12 protein-coding genes are annotated in these 14274 nt (G+C 62.7%); 2 read left to right on the forward strand and 10 right to left on the reverse strand.

Features of this window, described 5'->3' with window-relative positions:
- Positions 1-16 precede the first annotated feature (16 nt).
- A complete protein-coding gene (locus V1288_RS10750; RefSeq protein WP_334357016.1) occupies positions 17-847 on the reverse strand; it encodes an alpha/beta fold hydrolase in 831 nt (276 codons plus the stop codon).
- Positions 848-1192: 345 nt separating this feature from the next.
- Between V1288_RS10750 and V1288_RS10755 the strand changes: the two genes are divergently transcribed.
- The gene (locus V1288_RS10755) at positions 1193-2143 is read left to right on the forward strand and encodes a helix-turn-helix transcriptional regulator (protein WP_334357017.1); all 951 of its coding nucleotides are present in this window, start codon (positions 1193-1195) and stop codon (positions 2141-2143) included.
- Positions 2144-2388: 245 nt separating this feature from the next.
- A complete protein-coding gene (locus V1288_RS10760; RefSeq protein ID WP_334357018.1) occupies positions 2389-2979 on the forward strand; it encodes a DUF4337 domain-containing protein in 591 nt (196 codons plus the stop codon).
- A 136-nt stretch (positions 2980-3115) separates the two neighbouring features.
- Here the strand turns inward: V1288_RS10760 and V1288_RS10765 are convergent, their stop codons facing one another.
- From V1288_RS10765 to mdh, 9 genes are all read right to left on the reverse strand, one after another.
- Entirely contained in the window at positions 3116-3646 is a 531-nt protein-coding gene (locus tag V1288_RS10765) for a hypothetical protein (protein WP_334357019.1), read from the reverse strand.
- A gap of 139 nt (positions 3647-3785) precedes the next feature.
- Positions 3786-5189: a dihydrolipoyl dehydrogenase gene (gene lpdA, locus V1288_RS10770; RefSeq protein ID WP_334357020.1), complete on the reverse strand. Its 1404-nt coding sequence runs from the start codon at positions 5187-5189 to the stop codon at positions 3786-3788.
- Between the two features lie 34 nt (positions 5190-5223).
- Positions 5224-5970: an SDR family oxidoreductase gene (locus tag V1288_RS10775; RefSeq protein WP_334357021.1), complete on the reverse strand. Its 747-nt coding sequence runs from the start codon at positions 5968-5970 to the stop codon at positions 5224-5226.
- 84 nt (positions 5971-6054) lie between these two features.
- Complete coding sequence (odhB, locus tag V1288_RS10780) at positions 6055-7287, reverse strand: 2-oxoglutarate dehydrogenase complex dihydrolipoyllysine-residue succinyltransferase (protein WP_334357022.1); 1233 nt, start codon at positions 7285-7287, stop codon at positions 6055-6057.
- Between the two features lie 146 nt (positions 7288-7433).
- On the reverse strand, positions 7434-10391 hold the full coding sequence (locus V1288_RS10785; RefSeq protein ID WP_334357023.1) for a 2-oxoglutarate dehydrogenase E1 component: 2958 nt from the start codon (positions 10389-10391) through the stop codon (positions 7434-7436).
- A gap of 134 nt (positions 10392-10525) precedes the next feature.
- Positions 10526-11410 carry a succinate--CoA ligase subunit alpha gene (gene sucD, locus V1288_RS10790; RefSeq protein ID WP_334357024.1) on the reverse strand — a complete coding sequence of 295 codons (885 nt, stop codon included), beginning with the start codon at positions 11408-11410 and terminating at the stop codon, positions 10526-10528.
- A 46-nt stretch (positions 11411-11456) separates the two neighbouring features.
- Entirely contained in the window at positions 11457-11933 is a 477-nt protein-coding gene (locus V1288_RS10795) for a DUF1579 family protein (protein WP_334357025.1), read from the reverse strand.
- A gap of 2 nt (positions 11934-11935) precedes the next feature.
- Positions 11936-13132 (reverse strand): ADP-forming succinate--CoA ligase subunit beta, encoded by a 1197-nt coding sequence (gene sucC, locus V1288_RS10800; protein ID WP_334357026.1) that lies wholly within the window; start codon positions 13130-13132, stop codon positions 11936-11938.
- 133 nt (positions 13133-13265) lie between these two features.
- Positions 13266-14234: a malate dehydrogenase gene (mdh, locus tag V1288_RS10805; RefSeq protein WP_334357027.1), complete on the reverse strand. Its 969-nt coding sequence runs from the start codon at positions 14232-14234 to the stop codon at positions 13266-13268.
- Between the last annotated feature and the right edge of the window lie 40 nt (positions 14235-14274).

Consider the following 14274-nt stretch of genomic DNA (forward strand, 5'->3'; position numbering starts at 1 on the left):
TGCTGATCGGCGCCGACTAGGCCGAGATGAAGGAGAGAATGTCGGCGTTGATGAAGTCGGCATGTGTCGTGCACAGGCCGTGTGGCAGAAGATCGTAGATTTTTAGTGTGCTGTGCTTCAGTAGCTTCGCCGACAGGGGCGCGGAGTCGTCGACGGGTACGATCTGGTCGTCACCGCCATGCAGGACGAGCGTGGGCTGGGTGATGCTTTTCAGGTCCTCGCTGAAGTCCGTTTCCGAGAAAGCCTTGATGCCATCATAGTGGGCCTTGGCGCTGCCCATCATGCTTTGGCGCCACCAATTCCAGATGACGGCCTGCGATGCTTCTGCGCCCGGGCGGTTATAGCCATAGAATGGACCGCTCGCGAAGTCTCTGTAGAACTGCGCCCTGTTGGCAGAGAGCTGCTGGCGTAGGCCGTCGAACACTTCGATGGGCAAGCCACCCGGATTGGCCTCTGTCTTCAACATCAGCGGCGGCACCGCACCGATCAGGACCAGCTTCGCCACGCGATTTCTGCCATGGCGTGCAACGTAACGCGTGGCCTCGCCGCCGCCCGTGGAATGACCGATGTGAATGGCATTCCGAAGATCGAGGTGCTCTACGACGGCCGCGACATCGGCTGCGTAGTGATCCATATCGTGGCCGTCACTCACCTGCATCGAACGGCCATGACCCCGGCGATCATGGGCGATGACACGGTAGCCCTTGCTGACGAAGAAGAGCATCTGGTTATCCCAGTCGTCGGCGGTCAGTGGCCAGCCGTGGTGAAAAACGATCGGCTGGGCGGATTTCGGCCCCCAGTCCTTATAGAAAATCTGGACGCCATCGTTGGTGGTGACGGAGATCATAGGATCGGTCCCTTGAGTTCGTGTGTCGCTCTCTCAGCGTGAGCACGACGATCTCTAGCGAACCTGGCGTGCCGCTGCCCCAGAGCGATTGCCGTCGCTATAGAGCGATTGCTGCTATCGCCTGCGCCTCCGCCAATCGCCCGGGGTTTCGCAGGTTCTGCGGATAGCTCGGCCAATTATGTGTTCTTCCGCTACACCGTAGCGGATAGATCACACTATCCGTCAGCTAGTTTACGTGAGGAGTTTGCTGAGGTAAGTTCCGCCATCAGGTCAGCGACCGCCCCACCTACTTGCTCGCGCCATCGCGGCGAGGGCTCCATCGCCACCGCAACTTGGTATTGGATCATGAATAAGCCGATCCTGCGCGATCCTTCGGAAGATCCGCCGGCCAAGTCTGGGGCGCGCCAGAGCAACTCGCCGATTACCGATGGGCGTCCTGCCGATGTGGAGATGGCACGCGTGCTCAAGACCGCGCCACTTCGCATGGCTTCCGATCCGTCCAGTGGCGCGATCGCCTATTGGAAGCATGATCCCCTGCACGACGTCGTGGAGCCAATGGCTGATCACGTCATTATGACTTACCCTGCCGGCTCACAGCGGCTGGAGCGGCGCACCGGTAAATCAGCAGCGATTACGACGGCGCGTCCCGGGGTTGTGACGGTCATCCCAGCCGGCTCGACCTCCCGGTGGGACATTCACCAGCCCATGCATGTCGTTCAACTCTATCTTCCGCACAGAACGCTTGAGCGCGTTGCCCGCGAGGCCGATACGGCCACACCGATCGATCTCCTGGAGCGAACGGCGCATCCCGACCCCATTACATCCCGATTGCTCTTGAGCGCGGCCGATGCGCTGGAGGGCAATGGGGCCCTGGAAACGCTGTTCAGGCAGCAGCTGACGGACCTCCTGGCCACACGCCTCCTGGCTGCGCACACTGGCTTGCCAACGCCGTCCCAGCCGACCATGGGTGGGCTGTCGCCGAAGGTCCTGCTCCGCGCCATCGAACGCCTGCGCTCGGACAGCGAAGCGGACGTCTCGCTCGCCGCTCTCGCTTCAGAGGCCGGCCTGTCGCGCTTCCACTTCTGTCGTGCCTTCAAGGAGAGCACCGGGCTTTCGCCGCATGCCTGGCTGCGCCAGCACCGCCTCGAGCAGGCCATGAACATGCTGCGCGACACCGACGAGTCGGTCGTCTCGGTCGCCGCGGCGCTTGGCTATGCCTCCCAGACGGCCTTCGCCGCGGCGTTCAGGAAGCTGACCGGAGAAACGCCGAGCGATTGGCGACGGCGCATACGTTAACAGCAATGCTCCGCGCAGGGCGTCATGCTGAACCGACGTCACCACTTGGCATATGCGTTATTGCGCGACTTCCGTTTGTGGCCCATCGCGTCGCTCGCTGCAAGGAAATCAGCAGTTGTCATATTGAAGGCGTAAAAGGACTGACAAAAAAATCCCTCAAAGCAACAGTTCAAATAGCGGCTTGACGCTTGCTTTGAACAGGCCGTTCGGCAATCGTGAGCTGGATTTCACTGGAGAGGGACAACATGGGCGCACATGAAAGCATGGAGCATGCGGAGCATGCCGAGCACGCTTCGGGCTCGAACAAGAAGATCGCGTTGCTGATCGCCGTGATCGCCTTGTTTCTAGCGCTGTCGGAAACGCTGGGCAAGGGCGCGCAGACCGAGGCCATCAGCAAGAACGTCGAGGCGTCGAACCTGTGGGCGTTCTTTCAGGCCAAGAGCATCCGCCGCACCGTGGTGCAGGCCACCGCCGAGCACGCCAAGCTCAGCCTTGGAACGGTCGGTGACGATGCGGCAAAGGCGGCGCTGCAGAAACAGATCGACGACTGGAACAAGACCGCGCAGCGTTACCGTTCGGAGCCGGAAACCGGCGAAGGTTCGGAAGAACTCGCCAAGCGCGCCAAGCACGCCGAGCACGAGCGCGATGAGGCGACCGCGAAGTATCACCACTACGAAATCGCCTCGGCCGCCTTTCAGATCGGCATCGTGCTGGCTTCCGCCACCATCATCACCGGCATGATCGTGCTGGCCTGGGTGTCAGGCGCATTGGCGCTCGCGGGCATCGCGATTACCGGCCTCGGCCTCTACGCGCCGCATCTCTTGCATTTGCATTGAGCGGGCTAATTCCGTCGTCGTCACCCGCGAAAGCGGGTGATCCAGTTCGCCGCGGCTTCTCGGCTTCAAACACTACTGTCTCTGGGTTGAATCCGCCCTGGGTCGCCCGGTCAAGCGGGCGACGACAGCAAGGGAACTACCGCGCTTCGTGCACGCTCTTCCTGAAACGCGCGATCAGCCGCAGCGTGCGCGATGACCAGCTATCGCCGTCGCCACGCAGGATTTCCCGGAGGCGCTGCCTGATCGGCTGGACCAGGGCGGCCGCCTTGGCGCGCATCGCCATGATGAATTCATAGGTCTTGTTGAACCACGCCATCTGCAGGAGCTTTGTGCGCGTCACATCGAAGATGAAGGCAGTGACGCCGACGCCGACGAATTTCCCGAACACGATGACGATGGCGGCGCTGAGCCAATATTCATGCGCCAGCAGCCAGAGGCCGACCAGCTTGAGCGGAAACAGCGGAATCACCGGTACGGCAAACACGATCAGCGTCATCGCCGGCGACAGCGTATCGACGCGATCAGACAGCCATTGCTTGAAGGCGCGAAGCGGAATCAGCGCAACGATGCGCTCGACGATCGGCTCGAGATGATCCCACAGCCAGGCTTCGATCAGGAAGATGACCGCAAGCAGGACCCAGAACGGCTGTAACAGGCGGCGCATCATCAGTCGGAATCTCTAGAGCGGAATGACGTCCATTGATTGGTCGCTCCGCTCTATTTCTTTGTTTAAAGCACGATCTTTTCGAGAAAACGGATACCTGCTTCTGTGACCACGCTCCTACCCGGTATGTACCGGATATCGATCACATATGGATGGCGCGTTTGCCGATCGCAAGCGCGGCTTCCTTGATGGCTTCCGAGCGGGTCGGATGGGCATGGCACGTGCGCGCCAGATCTTCGGCAGAGCCGCCGAACTCCATCAGAACACAGGCTTCGTGGATCATTTCGCCGGCTTCGCGGCCGACGATGTGCACTCCAAGTACGCGATCGGTCTTCGCATCTGCGAGAATCTTCACGAAACCGTCAGTGGTCTGGTTGACCTTGGAGCGGCCATTGGCGGTGAACGGAAACTTGCCCGACGTGTAGGCGACGCCCGCCTGCTTCAGCTCTTCCTCAGTCTTGCCGACCGACGACACTTCCGGCGTGGTATACACGACGCCTGGGATAACATCGTAGTTCACGTGGCCCGCCTGCCCTGCAATGATCTCGGCGCAGGCAACGCCCTCGTCCTCGGCCTTGTGCGCGAGCATCGGCCCCGCCACCACGTCGCCGATCGCATAGACGCCCTTCACGCTGGTCGAGAAATGCGCATCGATCTGCACGCGACCGCGATTGTCGAGCGCGATGCCGGCCTCCTTGCAGCCGAGCCCGTCGGTGTAGGGCACGCGGCCGATGCAAACCAGAACCACATCGGTTTCGAACGTCTCTGCCGGTCCGCCGACTGCTGGTTCGACACTGACCTTCAACGTCTTGCCCGACGTATCGACGCCGGTGACCTTGGCGCCGAGCCTGAATGCAAAACCCTGCTTTTCGAGGATGCGCTGGAATTGCTTTGCCACTTCGCCATCCATGCCGGGCAGGATGCGATCGAGGAATTCGACCACCATGACCTCGGCGCCGAGCCGTTTCCAGACCGAGCCAAGCTCGAGCCCGATCACGCCCGCGCCGATGATCAGGAGCTTCTCCGGCACTTTCTCCAGCGACAGCGCACCGGTCGACGACACGACGCGCTTCTCGTCGATCTCGATGCCCTTCAGCCGCGCAATATCGGAGCCGGTGGCGATGACGATGTTTTTGGTCTCGACCGTCTGCGCCTTGCCGTCGCTGCCCGTGACCTCGACCTTGCCGGCACCGAGGATCTTGCCCTTGCCGCTGATGACGTCGATCTTGTTCTTCTTCATCAGGAACTCGACGCCTTTGACGTTGCCGTCGATGCCCTGCTGCTTGAAGTTCATCATCGAGGGCAGGTCGAGTTTCGGCGCGGAAACGCTGACGCCCATCTTGGCAAAGGAGTGCGCGGCCTCTTCGAACATTTCGGAGGCATGCAGCAGCGCCTTCGACGGCATGCAGCCGACATTGAGGCAGGTGCCGCCGAGCGTTGCGTTCTTCTCGACCACGGCAACCTTCATGCCGAGTTGCGCCGCGCGCACCGCGCAGACATATCCTCCCGGGCCGGTGCCAATGACGACGAGATCGTAGGAAGCCATGATGAAGTCCTGTAGCTGAGAAACGTGTCAGGTATTACCGCCCACCCGAGACATCAAGGATGGCGCTGGTGACGTAGGAAGCCTCGTCCGAGATCAGCCAGACGATGGCGTTGGCGATTTCATCCGCGGTGCCGACCCGCTGCATCGGCACCATATGCGCGAGCCGGTGCGCGCGATCGGGCTCGCCGCCGCTCGCGTGAATCTCGGTGTCGATCAGCCCTGGGCGGATCGCAGCGACTCTAATCCCCTCGCCGGCGACTTCATGGCCGAGGCCGACGGTGAAGGAATCCACCGCGCCCTTGGAGGCCGCATAATCGACATACGTATTGGGAGAGCCGAGTTTCGCCGCGACCGAGGAAAGGTTGACGATGACGCCGCCCTCGCCGCCCTTGCGGGTCGACATCCGCTTCACCGCCTCGCGCGCGCACAGGATGCTGCCGGTGACGTTGACCGCCATCATGCGCTGGATGCGCTCGGCCGACATGTCCTCGACGCGTGCCGAGGGCCCCACGATGCCGGCATTGTTGACGAGCGCGCCGAGCGTTCCGAATTCGTCGGCGGCTTTGAACAGCGCGAGAATGTCCGCCTCGCTGCCGACATCGCATTTCACCGCGATCGCCTTGCCGTTCTTGCGCTCGATCTGCGAGACGACTTCTTTCGCCGCGGCCTCATTGCTGGCGTAACCGACCACGACGCGGAAGCCGCGCGCGGCGGCAGCGAGCGCGGTAGCGCGGCCGATGCCGCGGCTGCCGCCGGTGATCACAACAACCTTGTCCGTCACATCAGCCCCCCACAAGTCAGCGCGCATCGATCCATGGCTTGCAGCGCCGGGCCTTTCGCACCGGCGCTGGCAAAGCCGGTGGCGTTAGAGATCCAGCACCAGCCGCGCCGGATCTTCCAGGCTTTCCTTGACACGGACCAGGAAGGTCACCGCCTCCTTGCCGTCGATCACGCGGTGATCGTAGGATAGTGCCAGGTACATCATCGGGCGCACCTCGATCTTGCCGGCGACCACCATCGGCCGCTCCTGGATCTTGTGCATGCCGAGGATGCCGGACTGCGGGGCGTTGAGGATCGGCGTCGACATCAGCGAACCGTAGATGCCGCCATTGGTGATGGTGAAGGTGCCGCCCTGCATCTCGTCGATCTTGAGCTGGCCATCGCGGGCGCGGCGGCCGAAATCGGCGATCGATTTTTCGATGTCGGAGATCGACTTGTGGTCGCAGTCGCGCACCACGGGCACGACCAGGCCCTTGTCGGTGCCGACGGCGACGCCGATGTGGTAGTAGTTCTTGTAGATCAGGTCGGTGCCGTCGATCTCGGCATTGACGGCCGGGATGTCCTTTAGCGCCTGCACGACGGCCTTGGTGAAGAAGCCCATGAAGCCGAGCTTCGAGCCATGCTTCTTCTCGAATACGTCCTTGTATTGTGTGCGCATCGCCATGATGTGCGTCATGTCGACCTCGTTGAAGGTCGTCAGCATCGCGGCGGTGTTCTGCACGTCCTTCAGCCGCCGCGCGATGGTCTGGCGCAGCCGCGTCATCTTCACGCGCTCCTCGCGCGCGGCGTCGTCAGCCGGAGACGGCGCGCGCACCTGCACGGACGCCGCCGGCTGATTGACCGGCGTCGGCGCGGAAGCCGCCTTCTCGATCGCGGCAAGCATGTCGCCCTTGGTGACGCGGCCGTCCTTGCCGGAGCCTGGAACGGTTGCGGCATCGATGCCGCTTTCAGCCGAGAGTTTTCGAACCGACGGCGCCAGCGGCGCATCGGATGCCACTGCCTTCGGAGCCGCAGCGGCAGGCGCTGCCGCCGGGGCGGCGGCCTTGGGCGGCGCGGCTGCCGCCGGTTTGGCGCCGCCGGCCGCGCCGTCATTGATCTGCCCGAGCAGCGCGCCGACGGCGACCGTCTCACCGTCCTTGGCCGCGATCTCGCCGAGCACGCCGGCTGATGGCGCCGGGACCTCGATGGTGACCTTGTCGGTCTCAAGCTCGACCAACGGCTCGTCCACCGCGACGGCGTCGCCGGCTTTCTTGAACCAGCGGCCGATGGTGGCTTCCGTCACGGACTCCCCGAGCGTCGGAACACGAATTTCAGTCATGGTATAGTTTCCTCTTTGCGTCATGGCCGTCCCGGCCATCCACGCCTCAAAACGATCTCGAACAAAAGGCCGCTCATGCCCGGGACATTTGGGGCGAAGACGGCGCTTCGCGCCTTTTGCCCGGGCATGACGACCAAAGAAATTTGTTAGTTCAGCGCCTCGTCCAGCATCGCCTTGAGCTGCGCCTGGTGCTTCGACATCAAACCGGTGGCGGTTGCCGCCGACGCCGCGCGGCCCGCGTAACGCGGCCGCCGGTTCGGCGCGTGGATCTGGTTCAGCACCCATTCGAGATAGGGCTCGATGAAGTGCCATGCCCCCATGTTGCGCGGCTCTTCCTGGCACCAGACCACTTCGGCGTTCTTGAAGCGACCAAGCTCCTGCACCAGCGCCTTCAGCGGCACCGGATAGAGCTGCTCGACGCGCAGGATGTAGATGTCGTCGATACCGCGCTTTTCGCGCTCCTCGTACAGATCGTAGTAGACCTTGCCCGAGCACAGCACGACGCGGCGGATCTTGTCGTCCGGCGCCAGCCTGATCTTCTCGTCGGGCAGCATCTGCGCGTCATCGTACAGGATGCGGTGGAAGGTGGTGTCCGCGCCCAGTTCGTCGAGCCGCGAGACCGCGCGCTTGTGCCGCAACAGCGACTTCGGCGTCATCACGATCAGTGGCTTGCGGATTTCGCGATGCAACTGGCGGCGCAGCACGTGGAAGTAGTTCGCAGGCGTCGTGGGATACACCACCTGCATGTTGTCTTCGGCGCACATCTGCAGGAAACGCTCGAGCCGGGCCGAGGAATGCTCCGGCCCCTGCCCTTCATAGCCATGCGGCAGCAGGCAGACGAGGCCGGACATGCGCAGCCATTTGCGCTCGCCCGACGAGATGAACTGGTCGAACAGCACCTGGGCGCCGTTGGCGAAGTCGCCGAACTGCGCTTCCCACATCGCCAGCGCCTTCGGCTCGGCCAGCGAATAGCCGTACTCGAAGCCGAGCACCGCCTCTTCGGACAACAGCGAGTTGATGACCTCGTAATGGCCTTGATCGTGGCCGAGATGGTTGAACGGCGTGTAGCGGCTCTCGTCCTCCTGGTCGATCAGCACCGAATGGCGCTGCGAGAAGGTGCCACGCTCGGAGTCCTGCCCCGACAGCCGGACATGATGGCCTTCCTGCATAAGCGTGCAGAAGGCCAGCGCCTCGCCGGTCGCCCAGTCGATGCCGACGCCGTTGTCGATCGCCTTCGCACGGTTTTCCAGAAAGCGCTGGATGGTGCGGTGAACCCGGAAGCCGTCCGGCACCTTGGTGATCTTGCGGCCGATATCCTTGAGGATATTGACGTCGACGCCGGTGACGCCGCGCCGCGCATCCTCTTCCTGGTCGGCGGATTTGAAGCCGGCCCACTTGCCGTCGAGCCAATCGGCCTTGTTGGGCTTGTAGCCGGAGCCTGCCTCAAGCTCGGCATCGAGCCGCGCGCGCCAGTCGGCCTTGGCCTTCTCGACCTCGCCTTCGGTCATCACGCCGTCGGCAATCAGCCGCTTGGCGTAAATCTCCAGCGTCGACGGATGCGAGCCGATGCGCTTGTACATCACCGGCTGGGTGAATGCCGGCTCGTCGCCCTCGTTGTGGCCATGGCGGCGATAGCAGAACATGTCGATCACGACCGGCTTGTGGAACTTCTGCCGGAATTCGATCGCGACCTTGGCTGCGAACACCACCGCTTCCGGATCGTCGCCGTTCACGTGGAAGATTGGCGCGTCGATCATCTTCGCCACGTCGGACGGATAGGGCGAGGAGCGCGAGTAGCGCGGATAGGTGGTGAAGCCGATCTGGTTGTTGACGATGAAATGCAGCGAGCCGCCGGTGCGGTAGCCCTTCAGGTCGGACAGGCTGAAACACTCCGCCACGACGCCTTGGCCGGCGAACGCCGCGTCGCCATGCATCAGCATCGGCAGCACGGAAATGCGCATGTCCGGCGGATCGCCATGCTGGTCCTGCTTGGCGCGCACCTTGCCGAGCACGACGGGATCGACGATTTCGAGATGCGACGGGTTGGCGGTCAGCGACAGATGGATCTTGTTGCCGTCGAACTCGCGGTCGGACGACGCACCGAGATGGTATTTGACGTCGCCGGAGCCTTCGACTGCATCCGGGTTGGCGGAGCCGCCCTTGAATTCATGAAACAGCGCGCGGTGCGGCTTGCCCATCACCTGGGTCAGCACGTTGAGCCGGCCGCGATGCGGCATGCCGAGCACGATCTCCTTCACGCCGAGATTGCCGCCGCGCTTGATGATCTGCTCGAGCGCCGGGATCAGCGATTCAGCGCCGTCGAGGCCGAAGCGCTTGGTGCCGGTGAACTTGAGATCGCAGAACTTCTCAAAGCCCTCGGCTTCGACCAGCTTGTTCAGGATCGCGCGCCGTCCCTCGCGGGTGAAACTGATCTCCTTGTCCGGCCCCTCGATGCGCTCCTGGATCCAGGCCTTCTGCGCCGGGTTGGTGATGTGCATGAACTCGACGCCGAGCGTCTGGCAGTAGGTGCGCTCGCAGATCGCGACGATCTCGCGCAGCGTGCCGTATTCGAGGCCGAGCACGTGGTCGAGGAAGATCTTGCGGTCGAAATCGGCGTCGGTGAAGCCATAGGTGCGCGGATCGAGTTCTTCGCGGTCGCGCGGCGCCTCGATCCCGAGCGGATCGAGCTTGGCGTAGAAATGACCGCGGATGCGATAGGCGCGGATCAGCATCAGGGCGCGGACCGAATCGCGCGTCGCCTGGTTGACGTCGGCGGCCGACAGTTCAGCGCCCCTGACCTGCGCCTTGGCGGCAAGCTTGGTGCCGACCGCCTTCTCGACGGTGACCCAGTTGCCGTCCAGCGCCGAGGTCAGTTCGTCGCGCGGCGTGAGCGGCCAGTTGTCGCGGCTCCAGGAGGCGCCGTCGGCGTTCTTCTGGACGTCGGCCGGGGTGTCTTTCAGGCTTTTGAAGAATTCCTGCCAGTCGCTCTCGACGGACGCGGGGTCCTGCTCGTAGCGGGCGTAGAGGTCGTCGATGTAGGTGGCGTTGGTGCCCTGCAAAAACGAAGAGAGGGCAAATGCTGCATTCGCGTCCTGGCGAGACATGGTGGCGTCCTGGTGATTTTCGGTTTGCGCGTGGAAGACGGCGCATCGCCGATCCGGAAACCGGATCAGCGGGATAAAGTACCCTTTACCCTATCTAATGCGAAACTTCGCCCCGAAAAGAACCAAGAATTGAATTAAGACTTCAACTTTTCGGCCAAGGTATGTCCGAGCCGTGCCGGCGACGGCGAAACCGTGATTCCGGCGGCTTCCATGGCCGCCGTCTTGGACCCGGCGTCGCCCTTGCCGCCGGAGATGATGGCGCCGGCATGGCCCATGCGGCGGCCGGGAGGGGCGGTGACGCCGGCGATGAAGCCGACCATCGGCTTCTTCCGGCCGCGCTTGGCTTCGTCCTTGATGAACTGGGCCGCGTCTTCCTCGGCGGACCCGCCGATTTCACCGATCATGATGATCGAGGTGGTCTTGGGGTCGGCGAGGAACATTTCCAGCACATCGATGAATTCGGTGCCCTTGACCGGATCGCCGCCAATGCCGACCGCGGTGGTCTGGCCGAGGCCCTCCTGGGTGGTCTGGAACACCGCTTCGTAGGTCAACGTGCCCGAACGGGAAACGATCCCGACGCTGCCGGGCTTGAAGATGTTGGCCGGCATGATGCCGATCTTGCACTCGCCCGCCGTCATCACGCCCGGGCAGTTCGGCCCGATCAGGCGCGATTTCGATCCGCTCAACGATCTTTTGACGCGCACCATGTCAAGCACCGGAATGCCCTCCGTGATGCAGACGATCAGCGGAATTTCCGCATCGATCGCCTCGCAGATCGCATCCGCCGCGCCCGGCGGCGGAACGTAGATCACGGAAGCATCCGCACCGGTCTTTTCGCGCGCTTCGGCGACGGTGTCGAACACGGGCAGGTCCAGATGCTTCGAACCGCCCTTGCCCGGCGAGGTGCCGCCGACCATCTGGGTGCCGTAAGCGATCGCGGCTTCCGAATGGAACGTGCCGTTCTTGCCGGTAAAACCCTGGCAGATGACTTTGGTATTCTTGTCGATCAGAACGGACATGGTTGCGAACGCTTTCGTAGGTGACCGGGAACGATGAACGATGAACTTAGTGAATCCGCCGGTAGACGCCGGTGAGCACGTCGGCCCATCCTTCGGCATCAGGCGAGAACTGGATCTTCATGGAGTAGTTGTCGTTGTCGACGACCTCGTAGACATGGCGCGCGTTGCCGCGCAGCGAGCCGCGCACGAGGATCAGCGACTTGCCGGCCCAGCCGCCGGAGGCCGGCGCCGGCGAATAGTAGCCGAGCGAATCGTGCCAGAACAATTTGTAGGTCCGGTCCTCGCGGTCGTAGGTGAACACGCCGTGGGTGGCGAAGGTCTCCTTGCCGTCGCGCATCTGGCGGGTGTCCTGGATCAAATAGAAGCCATTGAGATCCACGCGCGCGACCACATGCGAGGTCGCAGGTCCGCCCGCGGTCCAGCGCGACGGATAAACCATTTCTTCGCCGGCCCATTCGCCCGCAAACACCTCAAGCTTGCGGTGTTCTTCCAGCGGTGTCGGTGCGGCGAGATGGTCAGCCATCGCTAGCCTCCCTTGACGGCTTTCACGATTTTCTGTGCGGCGTCATCGAGATTGTCGGCCGACACCACGTTGAGGCCGGACTGGCTGATGATCTTCTTGCCGGCACCGACATTGGTGCCTTCGAGGCGGACCACCAGCGGCACTTTCAGGCCGACTTCCTTGACGGCCGCGACAACGCCTTCGGCAATGATATCGCATTTCATGATGCCGCCGAAGATGTTGACCAGGATACCCTTCACGTTGGGATCGGCGGTGATGATCTTGAACGCTGCGGCGACCTTCTCCTTGCTGGCGCCGCCGCCGACGTCGAGGAAGTTGGCGGGCTCCATGCCATAGAGCTTGATGATGTCCATCGTCGCCATGGCAAGGCCGGCGCCATTGACCATGCAGCCGATGGTGCCGTCGAGCGCCACGTAATTGAGATCGTATTTCGACGCCTCGATTTCCTTGGCGTCTTCCTCGGTCTCGTCGCGCAAGGCGGCTACTTCGGGATGGCGGAACATGGCGTTGTCGTCGAACGACACTTTCGCATCGAGCACGCGGAGCTGGCCCTGCTTGGTGACAACAAGCGGATTGATTTCCAGCATCGCCATGTCCTTGGCGGTGAAGGCGTTGTAGAGCTGCACCACCAGCTTTTCGGCCTGCTTGGCGATATCGCCGGAGAGATTGAGCGCTTTTGCGACCGTGCGACCGTGATGGCCCATGATGCCGGTCGCCGGATCGACCGAGAAGGTCACGATCTTCTCGGGGTTGTTGTGCGCGACTTCCTCGATGTTGACGCCGCCTTCGGTCGAGACGACGAACGAGACTTCCGAGGTTTCGCGGTCGACCAGGATCGAGAGATAGAACTCTTTGTCGATGTCGGAGCCTTCCTCGATGTAGAGGCGGTTGACCTGCTTGCCGTGCGCGCCGGTCTGGATCGTGACCAAGGTCGCGCCCAGCATCTGCTTGGCGAATTCGTTGACCTCGCTGACCGACTTGGCGATGCGCACGCCACCCTTGTCGCCGGCGGAAGCTTCCTTGAACTTGCCCTTGCCGCGGCCGCCGGCATGGATCTGGCTCTTCACCACCCAGATCGGGCCGGGGAGCTGCTTGGCGGCAGCATCAGAATCCGAGGCCTTCAACACAGGCACGCCGCGCGAAATCGGCACGCCGAATTCATGCAGCAACGCCTTGGCCTGGTATTCATGGATATTCATCTGGACGCTCCCCAAAACCCTTAGCGGCGAGTTCTACAGTTCACCGGCATTGGTAGTTGGCATACCATATACCAACAGAACTGCAACCCTGAAAAACGCCTCCGCCCCGCGAAGGGGCGAAAGCCGAACAAAATCAACGACCCAACAGATCGGGCGCGATCTTCTTGCAGGCATCGACCAAGCCTTGAACGGCACCGACCGACTTGTCGAAGGCCTCGCGGTCCTTGCCGGCCAGCTCGATCTCGACAATACGCTCGACGCCCTTCGAGCCGATGACAACGGGAACGCCGACATACATGTCCTTCACGCCGTATTCGCCGTTGAGATAGGCGGCGCAGGGCAGCACGCGCTTCTTGTCCTTCAGGTAGCTCTCCGCCATCGCGATCGCAGACGCCGCGGGCGCGTAGAAGGCCGAGCCGGTCTTGAGGAGGTTGACGATTTCGGCGCCGCCATTGCGGGTGCGGTCGACGATCTCGTCGATGCGCGTCTGCGAGGTCCAGCCCATCTTGACCAGATCAGGCAGCGGAATGCCGGCGACGGTGGAGTAGCGCGTCAGCGGCACCATGGTGTCGCCGTGTCCGCCGAGCACGAAGGCGGTGACGTCTTCGACCGAGACGTTGAATTCATCGGCCAGGAAATAGCGGAACCGCGCGGAATCGAGCACGCCGGCCATGCCGACCACCTTCTTGTGCGGCATGCCGGAAGCCTTCTGCAGCGCCCACACCATCGCATCCAACGGGTTGGTGATGCAGATGACGAACGCGTCCGGGGCATACTTCTTGATGCCGGCGCCGACCTGTTCCATGACCTTGAGATTGATGCTCAGGAGATCGTCGCGGCTCATGCCGGGCTTGCGCGGCACGCCGGCGGTGACGATGCAGACCTTGGCGCCATCAAGCGCCTCGTAGGAATTGGCGCCGGTGAGGTTGGCGTCGAAACCGTCGACCGGCGAAGACTGCGCGATGTCGAGCGCCTTGCCCTGGGGAACGCCCTCCGCGATGTCGAACATCACGACGTCGCCGAGCTCCTTCAGGCCAACGAGGTGAGCCAGCGTTCCGCCGATCTGACCGGAGCCAATCAAAGCAATCTTGTCGCGCGCCATGGGAAATTTGTCCTTCTGAGACGAAGATGAGGGTGGACGA

This window comes from Bradyrhizobium sp. AZCC 2176 (assembly GCF_036924645.1).
Classification (GTDB): Bacteria; Pseudomonadota; Alphaproteobacteria; order Rhizobiales; family Xanthobacteraceae; genus Bradyrhizobium.